Source organism: Nocardia sp. NPDC058633 (genome assembly GCF_042717045.1).
Lineage (GTDB): Bacteria > Actinomycetota > Actinomycetes > Mycobacteriales > Mycobacteriaceae > Nocardia.
Genome location: NZ_JBHXRA010000024.1, coordinates 53,743 through 74,739, shown reverse-complemented (window position 1 = coordinate 74,739; position 20,997 = coordinate 53,743). Strand labels below are relative to the sequence as shown.

At 67.1% G+C, this 20,997-nt stretch carries 21 protein-coding genes; 8 read left to right on the top strand and 13 right to left on the bottom strand.

Annotated features, from left to right (window positions below; genetic code table 11):
• Positions 1–3 precede the first annotated feature (3 nt).
• Both ACFWUR_RS27010 and ACFWUR_RS27005 read left to right on the top strand, forming a co-directional pair.
• Positions 4–1,233, top strand: a complete 1,230-nt coding sequence (locus ACFWUR_RS27010; protein ID WP_378910519.1) for a cytochrome P450 — start codon at positions 4–6, stop codon at positions 1,231–1,233.
• Positions 1,234–1,261: 28 nt separating this feature from the next.
• On the top strand, positions 1,262–1,978 hold the full coding sequence (locus ACFWUR_RS27005; RefSeq protein WP_378910517.1) for a TetR/AcrR family transcriptional regulator: 717 nt from the start codon (positions 1,262–1,264) through the stop codon (positions 1,976–1,978).
• Positions 1,979–2,024: 46 nt separating this feature from the next.
• On the opposite strand, the gene ACFWUR_RS27000 is transcribed toward ACFWUR_RS27005, so the two are convergent.
• Entirely contained in the window at positions 2,025–2,696 is a 672-nt protein-coding gene (locus tag ACFWUR_RS27000; RefSeq protein ID WP_378910516.1) for a RadC family protein, read from the bottom strand.
• Positions 2,697–2,811: 115 nt separating this feature from the next.
• Positions 2,812–2,997, bottom strand: a complete 186-nt coding sequence (locus tag ACFWUR_RS26995) for a type II toxin-antitoxin system VapB family antitoxin (RefSeq protein ID WP_378910515.1) — start codon at positions 2,995–2,997, stop codon at positions 2,812–2,814.
• Between the two features lie 244 nt (positions 2,998–3,241).
• Between ACFWUR_RS26995 and ACFWUR_RS26990 the strand changes: the two genes are divergently transcribed.
• A complete protein-coding gene (locus ACFWUR_RS26990) occupies positions 3,242–4,138 on the top strand; it encodes a phenylalanine 4-monooxygenase (RefSeq protein WP_378910513.1) in 897 nt (298 codons plus the stop codon).
• A gap of 152 nt (positions 4,139–4,290) precedes the next feature.
• On the top strand, positions 4,291–4,968 hold the full coding sequence (locus ACFWUR_RS26985) for a SnoaL-like polyketide cyclase (RefSeq protein ID WP_378910512.1): 678 nt from the start codon (positions 4,291–4,293) through the stop codon (positions 4,966–4,968).
• A gap of 3 nt (positions 4,969–4,971) precedes the next feature.
• On the opposite strand, the gene ACFWUR_RS26980 is transcribed toward ACFWUR_RS26985, so the two are convergent.
• On the bottom strand, positions 4,972–5,571 hold the full coding sequence (locus ACFWUR_RS26980; protein ID WP_378910510.1) for a TetR family transcriptional regulator: 600 nt from the start codon (positions 5,569–5,571) through the stop codon (positions 4,972–4,974).
• Positions 5,561–7,066 carry an MFS transporter gene (locus ACFWUR_RS26975; protein ID WP_378910509.1) on the bottom strand — a complete coding sequence of 502 codons (1,506 nt, stop codon included), beginning with the start codon at positions 7,064–7,066 and terminating at the stop codon, positions 5,561–5,563. Before ACFWUR_RS26975 ends, ACFWUR_RS26980 begins: the two co-directional genes overlap by 11 nt.
• A gap of 151 nt (positions 7,067–7,217) precedes the next feature.
• Between ACFWUR_RS26975 and ACFWUR_RS26970 the strand changes: the two genes are divergently transcribed.
• Positions 7,218–8,579 (top strand): D-alanyl-D-alanine carboxypeptidase family protein, encoded by a 1,362-nt coding sequence (locus ACFWUR_RS26970; protein WP_378910507.1) that lies wholly within the window; start codon positions 7,218–7,220, stop codon positions 8,577–8,579.
• 132 nt (positions 8,580–8,711) lie between these two features.
• On the opposite strand, the gene yhjD is transcribed toward ACFWUR_RS26970, so the two are convergent.
• From yhjD to ACFWUR_RS26955, 3 genes are read right to left on the bottom strand one after another with little or no spacing between them, the layout of a single operon-like run.
• Positions 8,712–9,734 carry an inner membrane protein YhjD gene (yhjD, locus tag ACFWUR_RS26965; protein ID WP_378910506.1) on the bottom strand — a complete coding sequence of 341 codons (1,023 nt, stop codon included), beginning with the start codon at positions 9,732–9,734 and terminating at the stop codon, positions 8,712–8,714.
• Between the two features lie 41 nt (positions 9,735–9,775).
• Complete coding sequence (gene trpS / locus ACFWUR_RS26960; protein WP_378910504.1) at positions 9,776–10,807, bottom strand: tryptophan--tRNA ligase; 1,032 nt, start codon at positions 10,805–10,807, stop codon at positions 9,776–9,778.
• Between the two features lie 22 nt (positions 10,808–10,829).
• Positions 10,830–11,774: an oxygenase MpaB family protein gene (locus tag ACFWUR_RS26955; RefSeq protein ID WP_378910502.1), complete on the bottom strand. Its 945-nt coding sequence runs from the start codon at positions 11,772–11,774 to the stop codon at positions 10,830–10,832.
• Between the two features lie 103 nt (positions 11,775–11,877).
• Between ACFWUR_RS26955 and ACFWUR_RS26950 the strand changes: the two genes are divergently transcribed.
• Positions 11,878–12,516: a TetR/AcrR family transcriptional regulator gene (locus tag ACFWUR_RS26950; protein ID WP_378910540.1), complete on the top strand. Its 639-nt coding sequence runs from the start codon at positions 11,878–11,880 to the stop codon at positions 12,514–12,516.
• 160 nt (positions 12,517–12,676) lie between these two features.
• Here ACFWUR_RS26950 and ACFWUR_RS26945 read toward each other — a convergent pair whose 3' ends face one another.
• The 5 genes from ACFWUR_RS26945 to ACFWUR_RS26925 form a co-directional block, all read right to left on the bottom strand.
• On the bottom strand, positions 12,677–12,901 hold the full coding sequence (locus ACFWUR_RS26945; protein WP_378910500.1) for a hypothetical protein: 225 nt from the start codon (positions 12,899–12,901) through the stop codon (positions 12,677–12,679).
• A gap of 117 nt (positions 12,902–13,018) precedes the next feature.
• Positions 13,019–14,887 (bottom strand): VWA domain-containing protein, encoded by a 1,869-nt coding sequence (locus ACFWUR_RS26940; RefSeq protein WP_378910498.1) that lies wholly within the window; start codon positions 14,885–14,887, stop codon positions 13,019–13,021.
• A gap of 204 nt (positions 14,888–15,091) precedes the next feature.
• Complete coding sequence (locus tag ACFWUR_RS26935) at positions 15,092–15,571, bottom strand: barstar family protein (RefSeq protein ID WP_378910497.1); 480 nt, start codon at positions 15,569–15,571, stop codon at positions 15,092–15,094.
• Positions 15,571–16,068 carry a ribonuclease domain-containing protein gene (locus tag ACFWUR_RS26930; protein ID WP_378910495.1) on the bottom strand — a complete coding sequence of 166 codons (498 nt, stop codon included), beginning with the start codon at positions 16,066–16,068 and terminating at the stop codon, positions 15,571–15,573. The genes ACFWUR_RS26935 and ACFWUR_RS26930 overlap by 1 nt, the downstream gene beginning before the upstream one ends.
• The gene (locus ACFWUR_RS26925) at positions 16,065–16,784 is read right to left on the bottom strand and encodes an exodeoxyribonuclease III (RefSeq protein WP_378910538.1); all 720 of its coding nucleotides are present in this window, start codon (positions 16,782–16,784) and stop codon (positions 16,065–16,067) included. The genes ACFWUR_RS26930 and ACFWUR_RS26925 overlap by 4 nt, the downstream gene beginning before the upstream one ends.
• 127 nt (positions 16,785–16,911) lie before the next feature.
• Here ACFWUR_RS26925 and ACFWUR_RS26920 point away from each other — a divergent pair, with 127 nt between their 5' ends.
• Positions 16,912–17,766: an alpha/beta fold hydrolase gene (locus ACFWUR_RS26920; RefSeq protein ID WP_378910494.1), complete on the top strand. Its 855-nt coding sequence runs from the start codon at positions 16,912–16,914 to the stop codon at positions 17,764–17,766.
• Positions 17,767–17,807: 41 nt separating this feature from the next.
• Here ACFWUR_RS26920 and ACFWUR_RS26915 read toward each other — a convergent pair whose 3' ends face one another.
• Positions 17,808–19,037 carry an acyl-CoA dehydrogenase family protein gene (locus ACFWUR_RS26915; RefSeq protein ID WP_378910492.1) on the bottom strand — a complete coding sequence of 410 codons (1,230 nt, stop codon included), beginning with the start codon at positions 19,035–19,037 and terminating at the stop codon, positions 17,808–17,810.
• A gap of 193 nt (positions 19,038–19,230) precedes the next feature.
• Here ACFWUR_RS26915 and ACFWUR_RS26910 point away from each other — a divergent pair, with 193 nt between their 5' ends.
• Complete coding sequence (locus ACFWUR_RS26910) at positions 19,231–20,853, top strand: purine-cytosine permease family protein (RefSeq protein ID WP_378910490.1); 1,623 nt, start codon at positions 19,231–19,233, stop codon at positions 20,851–20,853.
• The last annotated feature ends 144 nt before the right edge of the window (positions 20,854–20,997 follow it).

The window sequence follows — 20,997 nt, the reverse complement described above, 5'->3', positions numbered from 1 at the left end:
GCTGTGACCAGCACAAACATTCCCGCCGGATTCGATTTCACCGATCCCGACCTGCTCGCCAGTCGACTGCCGATCGAGGAGTTCGCGCAATTGCGGCGGACCGCGCCGGTCTGGTGGTGCGCGCAGCCCGACCGCGCCAGCGGGTTCGACGACGGCGGGTACTGGGTGGTGTCCACGCTGGCCGACATCAAGGAGATCTCGAAGAACCCGGAGGACTTCTCCTCGCACGAGAACACCGCGATCATCCGGTTCAACGAGGAGACCACGCGCGAGCAGATCGACATGCTCGCCAACATGCTGATGCTGAATCTGGATCCGCCGCAGCACACCAAGATCCGGCGGATCGTGTCGAAGGGATTCACGCCGCGTGCCGTGGAAAACTTGCGGGCCGCGCTCACCGAGCGGGCAGAGAAGATCGTGTGGGAGGCCAAGAAGTCCGGTCGCGGCGACTTCGTCGAGCAGATCGCGTGCGAGCTGCCGCTACAGGCCATCGCCGAGCTGATCGGGGTGCCCCAGCAGGACCGCATGAAGCTGTTCGACTGGACCAACCAGATGATCTCCTACGACGATCCGGAGTTCGACGGCAACCACCACGCCGCGACCGCCGAGGTGATGGGCTACGCCTGGAACATGGCCGAACAGCGTCGCGGCTGCCCGGCGGCCGACATCGTCACCCAGCTGGTCAACGCCGATGTCGACGGCGAGCACCTCGGTTCGGACGAGTTCGCGTTCTTCGTCATCCTGCTCGCGGTGGCGGGCAACGAGACCACCCGCAACTCGATCACCCACGGCATGAAGGCGTTCGTGGACAACCCGGATCAGTGGGAGCTGTACAAGGAGCAGCGTCCACGCACGGCCCCGGACGAGATCGTGCGCTGGGCGACCCCGGTGACCGCGTTCCAGCGCACCGCCACGCGCGACCTGGAACTGGGCGGACAGCAGATCAAGAAGGGCCAGCGGATCGGATTGTTCTACAGCTCGGCCAATTTCGACGAGGCCGCCTTCGACGACCCGTTCCGTTTCGACGTCACGCGCAATCCCAACCCGCACGTGGGCTTCGGCGGCACCGGAACGCACTACTGTGTCGGCGCGAATCTGGCCCGACTGGAGATCGACCTGATGTTCAATGCCATCGCCGACGCGATGCCGAACCTGCGCCAGGTCGCCGAACCGGTGCGGCTGCGCAGCGGGTGGCTCAACGGCATCAAGCGCTGGGAGGTCGAATACGCTTGAACCGACACGTGATCGAGGGGGTGGCCGGGTGACGGGCAAAGCGCGCGGCCGTGCGCCGGTGGTGACCGATGCCGATATCCGGCGGGTCACGCGGGGGCTGCTGGCCGAAGAGGGTCCCGACTCGGTCACCCTGCGGGCGATCGCTCGCGAGCTCGGTGTCACCGCGCCCGCGCTGTACCGGCACTATTCCTCGCGCGACGAATTGATCGAGCGGATGCGGGTGGAGTTCTGCGCCGATCTGGCCGAGTTCCTCTCCACCGAGCTCGAGCCGCTGCCCGACGACGGCGCGGTGCAGTTCCTGGCCATCTGCCGGGGTTTCCGGCACTGGGCGCTGGCCAATCCCCGGCAGTTCACGCTGGTGTTCGCCTCGCCCGCATCGGGACGGCCCATGATGCGCCGCTTCGACGAACCCTTCGGCCGGATATTCCTCGCCGCCGCGGGCAGGCTGCTGGCGAACTTCGAGATCGCCACTCCACCGGGGGAGACCATCCCGGCGGCGCTGCGCGAGGACCTGATCGGATTCCAGACCGAACTGCTCGCCATGCTGTCGGAGTCCGGGCAGAAGTTCCCCGCCGAGAAACTCGACCTGGGCGTCACGTACCTGATGGTGCAGACGTGGGCGCGCCTGTTCGGCCACGTCACCCTCGAGGTGTTCGGCAACTACCCGGTCCCCATGGTGGATCCGGAGATCATGTTCGATGCCATGCTCGCCGACCTCGCCCGCACCACCGGTTTCGCCGGCTGAGAACTCGCGCCCCTGCCGGCCGGATGGCGACGCCGCGGTCCGTCGGTCAGGGGAACGGTGCGGCGCTGGACCAGGTTTCGCCCGCTACGACGATGTGGTCCAAGTAGCGCAGGCCGACCGTGCGGGCGGCGTGGTGGAGCAGGGTGCTGGCCCGGCGGTCGTCGGCGCTGGGAGTCGGGTCGCCGGAGGGGTGGTTGTGGACGACGGCGAAAGCTCGGCCATCGTGGCGGAGGATGGTGTTGAGGATTTCTCGCACCGGGACGGCCACATGGTCGATGGCGCCTTCGGCGACGAACGCGCGGTGACGTAGACGGTTCTGGGTGTCGCAGATGAGGACGAGCAGGCGCTCCACGCGAGCGCCCGCGAACAGCGGGGTCGCGACCGCGGCGATGTCTTCGGGAGTGGTGAGCCGCGGTAGCGAGTGGGTGGGTGCGCGAGAGCGGGTGCCGAGGTGAAACGCGGCGACAACCGTGGCGGCTTTGGCCGGGCCGATACCGGCGCGGGCGGCCAGTTCCTCCGGACGCGCGCAGGCCAGCTCCGCCAATCCGCCGTAGTCGCCGAGCAGTTGGGCGGCCACCTCCAGCGCGGACCGGCCGCGAGTGCCCTGACCGAGCAGCAGTGCCAGCAGTTCGCCATCGCTGAGCGCGTGGGGACCGAGCATGCGCAAGCGCTCGCGCGGACGTTGGGAGACAGGCAAACTCGCGATCGGAACCGACATGGTTTCCCCCTGCGGATCGGTGAGGTGACTCCGATGATCGCAGGGGGTACCGACAAGTCCGGGCTACCCCTCGGCCACCGCGTCGGTGACGAAACCCGAACCTGGATCTGCCCCGCTAGGTGACCGGATCGGGACTGAAGACCGAATCCGCCATCAGCCGTTCCAAATTGCGTAGCTGGCGTTCGTGCACCACGATGCGGCGCAGCGCCTCGTTGATGGTGGCGTTGCTGTCGGCGGTGCCCATGATGTCGGCGGCAGCGGCCAGCAGGCGCTGATCGAGATCTATTCGCAGGGTGCGCACACATCCTCCTTCTACGAACGCAATCTTGCGTGATGGCCGATCGGCTCGTCCGCTAATTCACCGCGTCGTTACCGAAACCACGCGTTCGCAAGTCCGCACAGCGGCCGTCGACATCGATCAGCAAGCGCGCAGAAAACACAGTTCATCGCCGGAATCCGCCGGTGACCAACCCTGCAACTGTGCAGTTTGCGTAGTTGTGCGCGTCGTTGTTGTCGCGACGGGAATGCGGTGCTTGCCTGGAGTCATGTTCACCGAGGCCCAGCTGTACTCGCCGGTGACGCGCGAGCGTGACGGCGATGTGACGGTGCACCTGAGCGATGACCACCCCGGCGTGCACGACGAGCACTACCGCGCCCGCCGCAACGCCATCGCCGCGCTCGCACTCGACCACTCCCCCGGCGCCCCCACACCACACATCGACTACACCGACGACGAGCAGCGGGTGTGGCGGATCGCTTCGGCCGAACTGGCACGCAAACACGAGGTCTACGCCTGCCGCGAGGTGCGGCAGGCCGCGAGCGAGCTGGCCCTTCCGCACGATCACATCCCGCAACTCGACGAGGTATCGCGGCTGCTCAGCCCCCTCACCGGGTTCCGGTACGTGCCCGCCGCCGGCCTGGTCCCGCTGCGTGAGTTCTTCGGTTCCTTCGCCGAACGCACCTTCCACTCCACCCAGTACATTCGCCACCATTCGGCCCCGCTCTACACCCCGGAACCCGACGCGATCCACGAGATCATCGGCCATGCCACCCAGATCGCCTGCCCGCGGTTCGCGGCACTGTACGAGACGGTCGGCGCCGCGGTGGGCAGGCTGGAGACCGACAGCGCGCTGAAATTCCTCGCCGATGTCTTCTGGTTCTCGCTCGAGTTCGGCGTGGTCCGCGAGAACGACGAAATTCGTTGTTACGGCGCGGGACTGCTGTCGTCCTATGGTGAGATCGACGAATTCCGGCACGCGCGACTGCGCCCGCTCGACGTCGCGGAGATGGGTTCCATCGCCTACGACATCACGCACTACCAGCCGGTGCTGTTCTGCGCGGATTCGGTGGATCAGATCGCCGGCGTGCTCGGCGAATTCTTCGCGACCATGGACGACGAGACACCGGCCAAGCTCGGTCGCCCCACCCAGCCGGTGTCCTAGCTATCGTCGAAAACCTTGTTACAGAACACAGTTCAACTTCTCGCGTTTCTCACTTGTTGGGACCCGACACGCGCGACCGATGCGCGACTGTTACCTTCGACCCGTTCTTCAAGCTTTTGAAAGGGTCGGGTAGACCGAAAATGACTGTGGACGTGACAGATACGCAGGCCGAGCAGAACCCGGAACCGGAGGCGCCCCTGTGGCTGCAGGGCCGGGAAGCCGTGATCGCCGCCGCGGCGCCGGAGGTATGGCGCGGCAACGTTCCCGACTACGAACTGAGCCACGAGGTGATCCCGCGCGAGCGCAGCGTCTCCCACGCGCCCGGCTCGCTCGAGGCGATCGTCGAGGACCTGGTGAAGGTCTTCGAGATGGAGGTCTCGCACAAGGCCGACCCCGCGACGTGGCTGTCGGTGGTGGCCGATCAGTACCGCGGCCGGGTCAACGGCGGGGTGTGGCAGGACGCTGAGGAGTTCGCTCGGATCGGCAGCTACAACATCCTGATCGGCGACAACCCGTTCTACGAGGCCGCGAACGAGACCTTCGAGTCCTCGCACAAGCTCTTCCACACCGCCTTGCCCGGCGGGTTCTTCTGGGAGGTCCTGGAAGTGATGTCGGGCCCGCCGACCGTGAGCATGCGGTGGCGGCACTGGGGCAAGTTCGAGGGCGAGTACAAGGGCCACCAGCCCACCGGGGAGCACATCGAGATGTTCGGTGTGACCATCGCCCGGGTGAGCGAGGATCTGCGCATCCTGGAGCTGGAGCACTTCTACGACAACAACCAGCTGCTCGGCCCGCTGGCGCACGGCTGCCCCGTTCAGCGCGGCGAATAGGCGCTACTGCCGTTCGGTGCGTTCCGACGCATCGAACGGCAGACCGTTCTCCAGGAAAGTCAGTGCGGCGGCGAGGGTTTCGGCGTTCATCGGCGACGCGGTCATCACCGCGAGCACCCCGCCGATCAGCGCGCCCGAGGTGACGCGCACCTCGAAGTCGTCGGCCGAACGCCCCAGGTAGGCGGCCATCAGCTCCGCGGCGAAGCCGATGCTGCGGTGATACTCCTGGCCGATCGCCGAGCGCAGTTCCGGCACTCCGAACAGCAGCGCCTGACGTTCCTGTTCGAACGCGAACTCGGCGGGCTCCATCGATGCGAAGACCGCGCTCATCGCGTTCCGAAACGCCGCGACGGGGTGCTGGCCCGGTGGCTGCGCCCGCAGGGCTTCGTCCATCGCCGGGTCGAGGTCGTCGGTGAGGACGAGCTGTTCCTTGCTGGGGAAATAGCGGAAGAAGGTGCTCGGCGAGACCTCGGCCGCCGCCGCGATCTGCTCGACCGTGGTCTCGCCGTATCCCTGCTCGCGAAACAGCCGGAACGCCTCGACCCGGATCGTCTTACGGGTTCGTTCCTTCTTCCGCTCACGCAGTGACCGCTCAACCGACATGCGCCGATTCTGCCGCAACCCGACCAGGCTCCGGCGACCGCTGCCCGCGCACGAACACCGCGACGGCCACCGCCGCGACCGCGCACAGCAGCGCGCACACCCCGAGCATGGTGTTCATGCCCGCGACGAAGGCGGACTGCACTTGCGCCAGCGCGGCAGGCTCGCCCGCGGTGGCGGCCACGCCCGCGTTGACGCCGTCGGAGATCGGCGGCCGGTTCAGCGCGCCCAGGTCGGCCCGGTACGCGGTGGCCAGCACGGTGCCGAGCACCGCGACGCCGATGGTGCCGCCCGCCTGCCGAAGCGCTTGCAGCAGTGCGGAACCCGAACCCGATCGAGCGGCGGTGAGCTCACCCAACGCCATACCCATGGCAGCGGGCATGACCAGCCCCATCCCGACGCCGAGCACAGTGGTCCACACCGCGGTGAGCCCGTAGCCGCTGTCGACTCTGGTGAGGGCACCGAGGCCGATTCCGCCGGCCAGAACGGCGAATCCCGCGGTGAGCACCACCCGCGCGCCGAGTCTTGGCAGCAGCACGTCGACGAGCCGGCTACCGACCACGAGGCCACCGATCATCGGCAACAGCCGCAACCCGCTGCCGAGCGCGTCGACTCCGAGCACAGCTTGGAAGTACTGCGGGACGGTGAAGAACATGCCGAACATGGCGAAACTGACAAGGATGGAAATCGCGGTGCCCCAGCTGAATCCGGGGTTGGTGAACAGAGCGAGGTCGATCAGCGGGTACTCGACGCGATGTTGCCACCACAGGAAGACGGTGAGCAGCACGACACCCGCCGCGACGATGGACCAGGCCGCGATGTCGTCCCAGCCGTGGTCGCCGATTCGGATGAAGCCGTAGGTGAGCCCGAGCATGCCCGCCGCCGAAAGCCCGGCGCCGACGAGGTCGATGCGAAAAGTGTTCTCGCCTCGCGATTCCGGCACCAAGGTCGCGACCGCGAGCGCGCCGACGATCACCAGCGGCACATTGATCAGGAACACCGAACCCCACCAGTAGTGCTGGAGCAGCCAGCCGCCGACGATCGGACCGAGCGGCAGGCCGATCGCGGTCGAGGTGACCCAGATCGTCACCGCGCGTTGCCGTTGCGCCGGATCACCGAACAGCACCGGTAGCACCGCCATCGACAGCGGCATCATCGCGGCGGCGGCGATACCGAGTACCACTCTGGCCGCGATGAGCTGACCCGCCGACACGGCGAACGCACAGGCCAGTGACGCCACACCGAACAGCACCAGGGCAGCGAGCAGCAGCTTCTTGCGGCCGTAGCGATCGCCCAGCGCGCCTGCGGGCAGCATCAGCGCGGCCAGTGCCAGCGTGTAGGCGCTGCTGAACCATTGCAGCGCAGCGGTATTCGCGTCCAGGTCGACCGCGAGGGTCGGAATGGCGACGGTGAGCACGGTGACGTCGAGTCCGATGGTGAGCATCGCCAGTGCGAGCGCGCCGAGCGCGAGCCAGCGGCGGGTCTGTTCCGTCCGCATATCTCCTCCAAAATGAGAGTTTCTTCTTTTTGATAGTAACTCTCATTTGTCAGTTCATGTCAAACAATCTCACACGGGGGCAGCCCTCGGGTGTGTCGGCTCGCCGAGACCGGGGAACACGGCGTCGCAGTGACTATTAGGCTGCGAGGCGATGAGGATTCGTGAAGTCGGCCTGCGCGCCGCATGCCTTCTCGGCGCTGCCGTCACCGTGACCGCGCTCGCAGGTGCTTCCGCCGTCGCCGTACCCACCACCGACGCGCCGTCGACCAGCGCACCCGCCCCGGGCGCCCCACCGACACCGGACAACACGACACCACCGCTCGGCGGCCCGAGCACGACGACCACTCCCCCGTTCGCCACGCCGAACACCGACGACTGCCCACAGAAGACGCAGCCGCCCGCGCCGGTCGATTCCTCGGAGGTGCCCGCGCCCGGCGAACCGACACCGAGCCGGCTCCCCGTCCCCTCCACCGCCATCGGCGGTCAGCGGTTGGGCGAATGCGGCGTAGTGGTGCCCGACGGCGCGCCCCCGGTTCCCGCCGAGATCTCGGCCACCGCGTGGATGGTCTCCGACCTCGACACCGGTCGCGTGCTCGCGGCCAAGGACCCACACGGGCGCTACCGCCCTGCCAGCACCATCAAGGTCGCGCTCGCCATCGTCGCGCTGCGCAGCCTGGACCTGGACAAGGTCGTCGTCGGGACGCAGGCCGACGCCGACGTCGACGGCACCCGGGTCGGCATCGGGCCAGGCGGCCGCTACACCAATCGCCAGCTCATGCAGGCCCTGATCATGTGCTCGGGCAACGACGCCGCCCATGCCATCGCCACCCAGCTCGGCGGTGACAAGGCGACCGTGGCGAAGATGAACGAGGTGGCGAAGTCGCTGCGCGCGATGGACACTCGCGCGGCCACCCCGTCCGGCCTCGACGGGCCGGGCATGAGCACCTCGGCCTACGACCTGTCGGTGCTGTTCCGCGAGGCGATGAACATCCCCCTGTTCGCCGAACTGATCCACACCGAGCAGGTCGACTTCCCTGGATTCCCTGCCGACCCGAAGATCCCGGGCGACAAGGATCGCCCAGGCTTCCCGATCGCCAACGACAACCAGTTGCTCTACAACTACGAGGGCGCGATCGGCGGCAAGACCGGTTTCACCGACGACGCCCGCCAGACCTTCGTCGCCGCCGCCGAACGCGACGGCCATCGCCTGGTAGTGACCCTGCTCAAGGCCGACGTCCGCCCTATCCGCCCGTGGGAACAGGCCGCGCGACTGCTGGACTACGGTTTCGCCCTCGACACCGACGCCAGAATCGGCAAGCTCCCCGAGTCGGGCAGTGAGGCAGTGCAACCCACCGTCCCCCTGGCCTCACCGCCCCCACGCGCCGACGGTTCCCAGGCCGAGCCCGTACGACCGGCGCACCAGGGCGCCCGCGTCGCGACCCTGATCGCAGGCCCCCTACTGGTCGTAGTACTACTCCTCTGGGCACGCAAGTCCTTCCGCCGCAGGCGCTGACGCCGCCCGGCGCTGTAGCGCGTACCTGGACGGTTGATCACCAGGCCGTCAGGGAGACATTGCCCGAAAGGAAAAATGCACAGTGGCCTGGTGATCGACCGTCCAGGCGGGTCGGCCGCGTGGAGCGGGGTGCTAGCGACGTTTGCCGACCAGTAGTAGGGCGAGCGTTGCGACGGCGCCGGCGCCGAAGTAGGCGGCTCCGGCGCCGGTGGACATTCCGCGCTCGACCACTCGGGGCCGGATGACCACCGCGTTGGGCGGCGCGACCTGCGCCTCCTGCTCGTTGTCGCTCGACGTCGCCGCCCACGCCGTGGCGAACAGCAGGATCCGGTAGGTCATATAGGCGAAAACCATCAGGCCGATGATCGAGCCGAACGTCGCCCCCGCCGGGCTGGACAGCACCGTCCGCAGGTAGATCGCGCCGATGATCTTGAAGATCTCGAAAGCCACCGCGGCCAGCACCGCTGCCCGCACCGCGCTGCGCAGCGACACCGGTTCGCGCGGCAACCGTGCGATCATCCACGCGAACACCGCCCACGACGCGAGCACACCGAGCGCGATCGACACCAACCGCAGCACCAGCGACGCTCCCGGCAGGTGATCGGTCCCGAGCAGCTCGAGCACCCGCTTACTCAAACCGCTCGCGGCGATCGCCGACAGCCCGAGCGACACGACGAATGCCAGACCGAGGCCGATCAACGCGCCGAGATCGGAGAGTTTGGCCAGCCACCAGGGCTTTTCGGGGCTTTGGCTCTCCCACTGCTCGGTGAGCGCGGCCCGCAGATTGGCGATCCAGCCGAGGCCGGTGTAGAGCCCGACCACCAGGCCGAGGAAGCCGACGGTGCCGCGCGAGTTCATCGCCTGTTCGATGAGGTCGTTGATCTGGTCGCCGAAGGAGCCGGGAATGTTCTCGACGACCTTGTCCTGCAGTTCGACCAGCAGTTGCGGGTGTCCGGCCAGGATGAAACCGGCCGCCGAGAACGCGACCATCAGCAGCGGAAACAACGACAGCACAGTGAAATACGTGATGCCCGCGGCGAAGAAGTCACCGCGCTGACGCTGGAACCGACCGCCTGCCCTGACCAGATGATCCAGCCAGGGCCTGCTCCCGATCTGCCTCTCGATGGTCGCCGAGATGTTGTCGATCAACTGCATGCCACGCGCCCCTTCAGCGAAAACCTCAGGTGCGCAACGGGTCAGCGAGCGAGGAAGCCAACCCGGTCGTACACCTGAGCAAGTGTGTTGCCTGCGATCTCACGCGCTCGTTCGGCGCCCGCGGCCAGAATCCGGTCCAGTTCTGCCTGATCAGACAGGTATTCCTGCACCTTCTTCTGCACGGGCGTGACGAATTCGACCAGCGCGTCGGCCACCTCGGCCTTGAGATCACCGTAACCCTTACCGGCGAAGTTCTGCTCGAGGTCGACGATCGGAGTGGCGGTGAGCGAGCTCAAGATCACCAGCAGATTGCTCACGCCCGCCTTGTTCTCGGGGTCGTAGCGGATCTCGCGCTCGGTGTCGGTGACCGCCGAGCGCACCCGCTTGGCCGTGATCTTCGGATCGTCGAGCAGGTTGACCAGGCCCGCGTCGCTGGCAGCCGACTTGCTCATCTTCGAGGTGGGATCCTGCAGGTCGAAGATCTTCGCGGTGCCCTTGACGATGTGCGGCTCCGGCACGACGAAGGTCTTCTTGTAGCGAGTATTGAAGCGCTGGGCCAAGTTTCGGGTCAACTCGAGATGCTGGCGCTGGTCCTCACCGACCGGCACCTGGTGCGGGCGGTAGAGCAGGATGTCGGCGGCCATCAGCACCGGGTAGGTGAACAGGCCGACGGTCGCGTTGTCGGCACCCTGCTTGACCGACTTGTCCTTGAACTGGGTCATCCGGCCCGCCTCACCGAAACCGGTGATACAGCTCAGGACCCACGACAACTCGGCGTGCTCGGGCACCTGACTCTGCACGAACAACGTGGACTTCGCGGGGTCGATGCCGAGCGCGAGCAACTGGGCGGCGGCGGACTTGGTGCGCGCGCGCAGCGCCTTGGGATCCTGGCTGACGGTGATCGCGTGCATATCCGGGATGAAGTACAGCGCGTCGTACTCGTCCTGCATCGTCACCCAGTACTGCAGCGCACCCAGGTAGTTGCCGAGGTGGAAGGAGTCGCTGGTGGGCTGGATGCCCGACAGCACCCGCTGCTTACGTTCGGCCGTCTCGGCCGGGGCAGGACTGGACATGCCCCGAATCTTTCCATGCCTATCAAGCGGTATTTCGCTGCACCCAGTTGCGCGGATCGACACCGGGCATGCTCGGGTGGCCGGTCTTCACCATCTTCTGTTCGCGACGAGCCAGCAGCTGGTAGGAGGGGGTGCTCGGCCCGGCGAGGGTGCCCGCCAGTACCCGGGGTGCCAGGGGCGGTGCGAAATGGGCGGTGCGGACGCTGCGGCACAGCGCGCGGTGGGCGAGTTCATCGGCGATGCCCCACTCGATGCCGTACATCTGCCGAATCCGCGCCGGGAGGCTGCCCTGCACCAGCAGGTACAGCGCCGAGCCGAGCTGTTCGAGGCCTGGCCGCTGCCGATAGGCCTTGCGGTGGCCCACCAGGTAGGAACCGACCAGATCCGCTTCGTCGGTGAGGAACAGCTCGGTCGAGTTCAGATAGCTGTCGAAGTAGCGACGGAAGGCCGAGTAGTCGGCGGGCGCGGCGTCGCGTGGCATGCCGAACAGCTCGCCCCAGCGGACGTAGTCCTGGTAGAGGTCCTCGCGCTCGGTGGCGGTGAGTTCGCGGACCAGGCGGTCGTACATCGCCTCGGCCGAATCGAAGGTGAAGGCCATGGTCATGAACATCAGGTGCGGATCGTGGGCCGCGTAGGCGGTACCCGCGGGGTAGTGGGCGCCCGCGTCCTCCGGCAGGGCGCCGACCACTTTCTCGTGCTTGCGCCGGGTGAAGGCCAGCGCGCGATCGGCCTCGGCCTTACTACCGAGGAAAACCGCTTCGAACAGGGCGCCGGTGATGGCCAGGCGGGTGTAGGGGGTTTCCCGGTGGGTGGTGTGTTCGCTGGTGCCGACGAACAGCAGCGGATGTACCGCGCCGATCACCAGTGCCCGCACGCCGTAGGTCAGGCCGACCGCGCGCTTGCTCATCACCCGCCGAATCATCGAATCGTCGGCGAAATATCCGGGTTCGCCATGCCGTGCGGCCATGCTGCGCCTCCTCGTCGAGTGCATCTGGCAATAGAATCCCCCAGAATTGTTATTCTGGCAAGAGGCTCTACCAGAAACCCGGGCGAGGACGGTGGCACGCACAATGGACGCCGTGGCAGCACAACGGACATACGGTGGCGTTTCGGCGCAGCAGCGGCGATCTCAGCGGCGCACCGCGCTGCTCGACGCGGCGCTAGACATCGTCGCCGAGGACGGCCAGGCCAAACTCACCGTCGCCGGGCTGTGCGCTCGCGCCGGTCTCAACGAGCGGTACTACTACGAGAGCTTTCCGAATCAGGACGCGGTACTCGAGGCGCTCCTCGATCGGATCGCCGAGGAATTGGCCGCGGCCATCGCGCTCGCGCTGGCCGCGGCGGCCGAGGACAGTCGCGGGCAGGCGCACGCCGCGATCAGCGCGGGAATCGCGGTACTCACCGACGACCGGCGCAAAGGCCGCGCCGCGCTCGTCGCGAGCGTGGCGACGCCGCAGTTGCGGGTTCGCACCGCCCGCACGATCAGTGGGTTCGCCCGCTTGGTCGCCGCCGAGGGCACCGGTTTCTATGGTGCGACGGCCCCGGAACCGATCGTCGATTTCCGGGCGCTCTATCTGATCGGCGGACTCGTCCAGACGCTCACCGTCTGGCTGGCGGGCGATCTCCCGCTGACGCGCGAGGAATTGGTCGACCAGATCACCGAGGTATTCGTGCTACTCGGCGACGATCTGGCCGAGCGGTACCGCTGAGGGCCGAACCCCCCGCACTCGACGCCGGCCGAGCGGGCCCAGAAGGCCGCGCTCGGCGCGTACGGCTTCGTCGGGCCCCGCCGCGGGCCCGGTAACCGGAGACACTGGAACGGGCCGTGGGCACGCGGACCAGATCTGAGCCAGGCGCAGCGGTAGACGGCTAGGCCGGAATCGGCGTGCACACGTCCAGCATCACGCCGTCGCACTCGGCGGCGGAACCGGACGCCAGCGCGAGCAGCAGCTTGCCGAACAAATCACTCGACCCCGAGGACGCGTCGGCGACCGGCCGCACATTTGCCTGCTGGGGCGCCTCGGCCGTCGCTGTTCCCACGGCCGCCGCCGCAATCGCGGCGAATACGCCGACGCTCACCAGTACTCGCTTCATCGAGCTCTCCTCACAGGCGACCTGAGTGGCCGCACCCCGAGGACACTATGTGGACCGATCAGGCCGGCGGGAGACCTCAATTGCGGTGGCATCGGAACCGCCGTCGGCGCACTCCCACTATCGGCGACCACGTTTGCGCAGCAGGGTGAACACGACGACGCCGCCGAGTACCGAGGCGAACGCGACGACAGCGATGCCAGTCACCAACAGTGCCGTGGAATTGTCGTCGTCGGAGTCCGCGGCCCGCGCGGTGTCGGGCGCGTGCTCGGCGGAGCCACCGGTGGACCCCGGCACGGTCCGATACGTCGGGCCCGGCTCCGACGTTCCGGTTACCGCCAGATCCAGCTCGATGGGCACCGGGCGAACCACACCGGGGTCGTTGATGGTCGGGCTGAGCTTCACGGCGATGTAGTACCACCCGGCGAGCGCGTTCGCGGACACCGCCGGCGCCGAGGATTCGCGGTTGCGATACCGGACCTCGGGGATCGCGAGGGACTGTTCGTTGCTCGGCAGGGTCTGCGGCGCACCGTTGTAGGACGTGAATTCCTCGGCGACCTCCTTGCGGTAGGGCGTGTACAGCGTCGTGGTGACGACCGAGACGTTGTCCAGGCCACGCCCCGACGTCTCGAGGAAACGCACCCGATAGGCCAGGCCCTGACCCCAGTCGAGTTTCACCTTGTAGAAGACGAACTCGCCGCGCTGCATGGTGTCGCCGTAGACGCCGGAACCGTCCAGGGCGGTGGCCACGTTGAACGACCCGCCGCCGGTGACCGATTCGACCGGACCGTCGGGCGCGACGAACGGCGCCGGTGCGGGCTCGGCCGCGGGACCCGCGTCGCTGACTCCCGGTTCGACGGCGACGTTCAGTTCCAGCGGCAACGTCGCGGGCGCGTTGTCGGCGACGGTGGCCCATTCCGCGGCGAAGTAGTACCGGCCACCGCCCTTGCAACTGTCGGTGCGCGCGGTGCCGTCCTTCGGCTCGGTCGCACCGGCCCAATGCGACGTGACCGTGAGCGCGACGCCGTCGGTGGATCGAACAGCGTTCTCGTGCTCGAAAACATTGCAGTCCTTGCCTTCCGCGCCGTAGACCCGCAGGTACAGACTGTTGTTCGAACGCTCGGCGGACTCGCCGTGAGGGAAGGACACCGTGCCGCTGAAGTAGGCGGTCGCCCCCTCGGGAACGTCGACGGCGTAATAGCGCGGCTTCTTGTGGCCGATGGTGTCGAGGTACTGCCCCGGTGCCACCACCGGTGCGTCCTGGTAACCCTGCGTGCCTTCGACGGGCGTGCCCGCCGAGGCGTAGTCACGCAGCGCCGCGGTGCTCACGCGGGGCAGCACCTGCTCGAGGGCTTTACCGTCGGCGGCGTCGGTATAGGTGCCGCCGGTGGTCTCCGCGATGCAGGTCAGCTGGGCGCGGGAGGCGTCGTCGACACCGAAACCGATGGCGTGCACGACGATGTCGGCGCCCTGGCCGCTGAGTTCGCGCGCGACCTCGCACGGGTCCGGTGGTGCGCAGGTGTCGAGGCCGACGGAGACCAGCACGATCGAGCGCGGCCCCTCGGTCGGCAGGGCGTCGGCGGCGGTGCGCAGCGCGGTGCCGATCGGGGTGAAGCCGCTCGGCGTGATGTTGTCGACGGCCGTCGTGAGCGCGGGTTTGTCGATGGTCTCGGCCGGCTGGAGCACCGAGACATCGCGGCAACCGGCGGGTTTTTCCGCGTCGGTGGATCCGGTACCGGTGCCGTAGACCGACAGCCCGACCTTCGCCGCCGTGGGCGCGGTCGCCACGAAGCCACGTACCGCGGTCTTCGCCGCATCCATCTTGGTGCCGCCGCCGGGGTCGGCGGCGAGCATCGAACCGGAGGCGTCGAGCACCAGCATGGTGGGGGCGTACGTGCTGTCTGTCGGCGCGGCGAACGCGGGAACCGCCGACGGCAACAGGCCGATCGCTGCCGCGGTCGCCAGGCCGATCACCTTCGCGAATCGCACCGTCGAGCTCCGTCCCGATCCGCCGGACCTCGACGCATCAGCTCCCGACCGTAGCCGCCCGAACCTCACATAGGCGACCTTACGGACACCGGCCGCACCCGGTGGGCCGCTCGCCGAGCCGGTCATCAGCGGTGCGGATACTCATGACCGCGTGGTCGATCGCGGACAACACCGAACGAACCTCGGTCGGCAGTCGTGACTGGATCAGGCGGACAACGCGACGGCGTCGAACGTGTCCGGGTCGCCCTGCAGCACCACCCGAAACGCCACGTCGCGGCGGGCCCAGTAGGCGGCGCACTCACGCATGGCCGAGTCGAACCACTCGCGTTCGGTGGGCTGGTCGGCGAGCAGGTCGTCGGCGGTGCGGATCACCGCCACGTAGCCGGGGCCGTCACCGACGAAATCGTCGAGGTCACGCAGGCATTCGTCGAAGGCGTCCTTGTTGGCGCCGAAGTAGTACGGGAACTGGAAGGCCGCGGCGAACTCGTCGAACAGTTCCGCCACGGTGCGCATCTTGGCGCCGCGCAGCTCACGGACGCGGTAGTCGGCGGGCGCGTCGTAGCGCACGCCGCTGAACTGGCCGGCATCCACCGGCAACGCGGCGAGGACCGGCGCCGCGGTGGCGGTCGGTGCCTCGACGTCGGGACGAGCGAGGAACTGCGACAGCGTCATCGGCGAAGTCATCAGCGCATCCTTGTGAAGGTTTCGTAGTGGTCGCCGGTGTACCAGGCGGAGCCGTCACTGCCGGTGACGATGCGTTCGGCGTCACGACCACGATTGCGCTGCTTGGGATTGACATCCCACTCCTGGTACTTCACCGGGTTGCCCGCCGAATCCTTGGGCGGCAGTTTGGTTCCGCGGTTCATGAACTGCTCGCCGCCCTTGGTGCCCTGCGCGTTGGCCGACCCGGGCCAACGACCCGCATCGATCTCGACCAGGGTGGCGTAGGCGCGATCGGGCACACCCGCGGTCCTGGTGACCGGCGAGGCCGACGAATTGCCCGCGGGCGGACCGGGCTTCGGCGCGTTCGCGGTGGTGGAGGCCCCGGCGACGACACGCGAGGTGGCCGTGGCGGTGGTGGTGCTGTCGGTGCCCTTGCCGCCGAACAGGGTCAGGCCGATGGCGGCCAGGACGAGGACGAGTCCACCGAGCAGGCTGAGAGTCTTGCGTGAGAGTGTCATCGGTATTGGACAGTAACCGGCGCGTGGTCGGACCAGCGCTGGTCGTAGGCCGCGGCACGTTCGACCACGGCCTGCTTGGCCCGCCCGGCCAACTCCCCGAGCGCCAACTGGTAATCGATACGCCAGCCGGAGTCGTTGTCGAAGGCGCGGCCACGGTAGGACCACCAGCTGTAAGGGCCCGCGACATCGGGGTGCAGGGCGCGCACCACGTCGACGTAGCCCGCGGCGAGCAGCTCGGCGATCCAGGCGCGTTCCTCGGGCAGGAAGCCCGCCGACTTCTGGTTGCCCTTCCAGTTCTTCAGGTCGACCTCGGCGGGGGCGATGTTCCAGTCGCCGCTCACCACGAACTCGCCGGTGCGCGACTTCAGGTACGCGCCCAGCTCGGCCATGAACCGGTACTTCTCGTCCTGCTTGGGGGTGTTCTCCTCGCCTGAATGCACGTAGACGCTCGCCGCGGTGACATCGCCGAAATCGGCCTCGATATAGCGGCCCGACTCCGCGAACTCGGTGCTGCCGAACCCGATGCGCACGGCATCGGGCGCCCGCCGCGACAGGATTCCCACGCCCGCGCGACCCTTGGATTCCGGTTCGGCATGTGAGAGCACCCAACCGGCGTCGAGTGCGGGGGCCAACGCCGCCGCGGTCTGCGTATCGGTCGCTCTGGTCTCCTGGAGGCAGACGATGTCGGCTTCGGTCGCCGCCAACCAGGCCAACATGCCCTTGGTCGAAGCGGCCCTGACCCCGTTAACGTTCACAGTCGAGAGGATTATCGGCACCCTACGACCGTACAATGCAGGCAGGGATGCTCCCCCGGACACTGTCGTCCAGGAAGGGGTGATGACGATGACGTCACGCACCGCCAAGTCCACCGCCCGCCCCGCGCCCGTCGCGGCGCTGCACATAGGGTCCGGCGACCCGGTGTTGTTGCTGCACGGGTTCCTGCTGTCGCCGCACTGCTGGGAACAGGTCGCGCAGCGTATGTCGGCCCACTGCGAGGTGTACGCGCCCGCGTTCGCCGGGCACTGGGGCGGCCCGAAGGTCGAGGGCTGGGCCTTGGATGTCTACGCCCTGGCCGACCAGATCGAAGACCAGCTCGACGAGTTGGGCTGGCGCACCTGCCACATCGCGGGCAATTCGCTCGGTGGGTGGGTGGGACTCGAGCTGGCGCGACGCGGCAGGGCGCGCACACTCACCACGATCGCCGCGGCGGGCGGCTGGGCATCGCCGTCACTGAGCCAGGTCAGGGTCGGGATCAAGTTCGCGTCGATGATCCCCTTCATCGAAGTCGGCAAGCGCCTGGGCGGTATGGCGATCAACAACGCGCTCGTGCAGCAGGTGGCCGCGATGCTGGTCACCAAGCACACCGGCGCCGTCGCCCGGCGTGACCTCGCGACCATGCTCACCGCGGTGCTGCACTGCGAGGCGGTGATCCCGCTGATCCTCGGCAGCCTGCGCGCGCCGGGCATGGACGATCTTGGCGAGCTGAGCACTCCGGTGCGGATGCTGCTCGCCGAATACGACCGGATCATCCCCAACAGCGTCTACGCCACCCGCTATCTGCGTGAACTCCCCGAGTCGGCGGATCGGATCCTGGTGCACGGGGTGGGCCATGTGCCGATGCTGGAAGCACCGGACCGGATCGCCACGCTGATCGCCGAGCACATCTACGCCAGCCGCGGGCACCTGCGCGCGGTGTGAGACCCCGGCCGCGACAACACTGTTCGCGGCCGGGGTCCGCCTCACTTCCCGAGCAGACCCTTGGCGATATGGGTCACCTGGATCTCGTTGCTGCCCGCGTAGATCATCAGCGACTTCGCGTCGCGCGCCAGCTGCTCGACGCGATATTCGCTCATGTAGCCGTTGCCGCCGAACAACTGCACCGCCTCCATCGCCACCTCGGTCGCGGCCTCGGAGCAGTACAGCTTCATCGCCGAGGCCTCGGCCAGGCTCGGCGGTTTACCCGCGCGGCCACGCTCGAGCACGTTGAACACCATGTTCTGCACATTGATCCGCGCGACCTCCATCTTGGCCAGTTTGAGCTGGATCAGCTGGAAGCGCCCGATCTCCTGACCCCACAGTGTGCGCTCGCGCGCGTAATTCACACAGAGCCGGTGACATTCGTCGATCACGCCCAGTGCCATGAATCCCACGCCGATCCGCTCGGCGGTGAAACTGGCTCTGGCACTTTCTCTTCCGTCGCCGCCGCGATGGTCTTCGGTTTCGCCGAGCAACCGGTCCTTGCCGAGGCGGACATTGTCGAAGAACAACTCGCCGGTCGGTGAGGAGTGCAGGCCCATCTTCTTGAACGGTGTGCCCTGGGTGAGGCCTTCCATACCCTTGTCGAGCACGAACGTGAGCACCTTGCGGTCGCGTTTGTCGGTGCCGTCGCGCTCGTCGAGCTTGGCGTAGACGATCATCACATCGGCGCACGGGCCGTTGGTGATGAAGGTCTTCTGACCGTTGAGGATGTAGTCCTCACCGTCGCGTTCGACGCGAGTCTTCATGCCGCCGAACGCATCCGAACCCGAATCGGGTTCGGTGATCGCCCAGGAGGCGACCTTGCGCAGGGTGACGATGTCGGCCAGCCACCGCTGCTTCTGGGCCAGGGTGCCCCGCGACATGATGGTGGTGGCGCCGAGCCCGATGCTCACCCCCAGCGCGGACACCAAACCCATGCACACACCGGACAATTCGCTGATCAGCACCGCCATCATCGACTGCTGATCACCGAACGGGCTGCCCGGCTTCTTGCCACCCTCGCTCGGGCCGGCAGCTTCCTTGGCGAGCATTTTCGCGACGGCGTCCTCGCCCATCGCATCGATCCCGAACTGGCTGAACAGCTTGCGCAGGATCGGATACGGCAGCATCTCACCGCTGTCGAGGGCGTCGAGGTTGGGCCGGACCTCCTTGTCGATGAACGCCCGCACGGCGTCGCGGATCATCAGATCGGTCTCTGACCATTCGAACACTGTCGTCTCCTGACGCTCGCTTCGACCAAAAACATACACGTGTGCTTGTTTTTGTGCGGCGGTTTCGGTGACCCCGGTCACCATCGAACCGCGTAACCGCGGCGTAACGGATCGGAAAATTCATGTCTACATCCATGCACCACCGTCTGTGAGTCGCCGATTTCGGACGGCAGCGGATGAAGGAGAGACGGACATGGCCGGAGCAGATACTGCCGCCAAAGAAACACTCGAGGACTACACGCTGCGTTTCGCCCCACGGAGCTACCGCAAATGGAGCCCCGCTGTCGTCGGCATCTCCGCCCTCGGCGGCATCGCCTACCTGGCCGATTTCGCGATCGGCGCGAATATCGGCATCGCCCACGGCACCGGAAACGCCCTGATCGGCATCGGTATCTTCGCCGTGGTCGTCATGCTCACCGGATTCCCGCTCGCTTATTACGCGGCGCGCTACAACATCGATCTCGACTTGATCACGCGCGGCAGCGGATTCGGCTACTACGGTTCAGTGATCACCAATATCGTGTTCGCGTCGTTCACTTTCATCTTCTTCGCGCTCGAAGGTTCGATCATGGCCCAGGGCCTGTTATTAGGCCTCGGAATTCCGTTGTGGTTGGGCTATCTCGCTTCCACGATCATCATCTTCCCGTTGGTGATCTACGGGATGAACACCCTGGCGAAACTACAGGTGTGGACCACCCCGCTGTGGCTGCTGCTGATGGTGGCGCCCTTCGGGTTCCTGCTGCTCAACCACCCCGATTCGGTCGGTTCGTTCTTCGCCTACGGCGGTAAGGACGGCCAGGGTGTGAGCGTGTCCGGTGCGCTGCTGGCCGCCGGCGTGTGTCTGTCGCTGATCGCCCAGATCGCCGAGCAGATCGACTACCTGCGCTTCATGCCGCCGCGCACGCCCGAGAACCGGGCCAAGTGGTGGGGCTGGATGCTGCTCGCCGGTCCGGGTTGGGTGCTGTTCGGTGCGGCCAAGCAGGTCGTCGGCCTGTTCCTCGCGGTGTACCTGATCGCGAACCTGCCCGCGGCGCAGGGCATCGCCAACCAGCCGGTGCACCAGTTCCTGGAGATCTACAAGGACATGGTGCCGGGCTGGCTGGCCATGACCCTCGCGGTGGTGCTGGTGGTCATCAGCCAGGTCAAGATCAACGTGACCAACGCCTACTCCGGCTCGCTGGCCTGGACCAACTCCTACACCCGCGTCACCAAGACCTACCCGGGTCGCCTGGTGTTCCTGGTGGTCAACCTCGGTGTCGCGCTCGTGCTGATGGAAGCGAACATGTTCGACTTCCTCAACAACATCCTCGGCTTCTACGCCAACTGCGGCATCGCCTGGATCGTCACCGTGGCCACCGATATCGCGGTGAACAAGTACCTGCTGAAGATCTCACCGAAGGTGCCGGAGTTCCGGCGCGGCATGCTCTACGACTTCAACCCGGTCGGCCTGGTCGGTTTCGGGCTGTCGGCGGTGCTGTCGATCATGACCTTCTTCGGCCTGTTCGGCGAGCTGCTGAAGCCGTACTCGCCGCTGGTCGCGGTGCTGGTGGCCTTTATCGCGACCCCGCTCACCGCGATCGCCACCAAGGGCAAGTACTACCTGCGCCGCGCCGACGACGGCATCGAGGCGCCGATGTTCGACGAACACGGCAACCCCTCGGGCGATCTGCTCACCTGCCATGTCACCGGCATGGACTTCGAGCGGCCCGACATGATCGCCTCGGCGGTGCCCGGTCCCGAAGGCGAGATCCAGTACATCAGCTCGCTGGCGCTGTCCACGGACAAGGACGGAAAGCACCTGCTGCCCCGTCAGTGATAGTGGAGCGCTGGCGCGCTCGAGTTCGCGGCCCCTTGTGCCCCGTCGATCACCGCACGTTGGATTCTGCCTCGTGCCCGCACGAAAAGCGCCACTTAGACGGGACCACCCGGCACCCCCGCACCGCCGCGGCCCCAACACGCG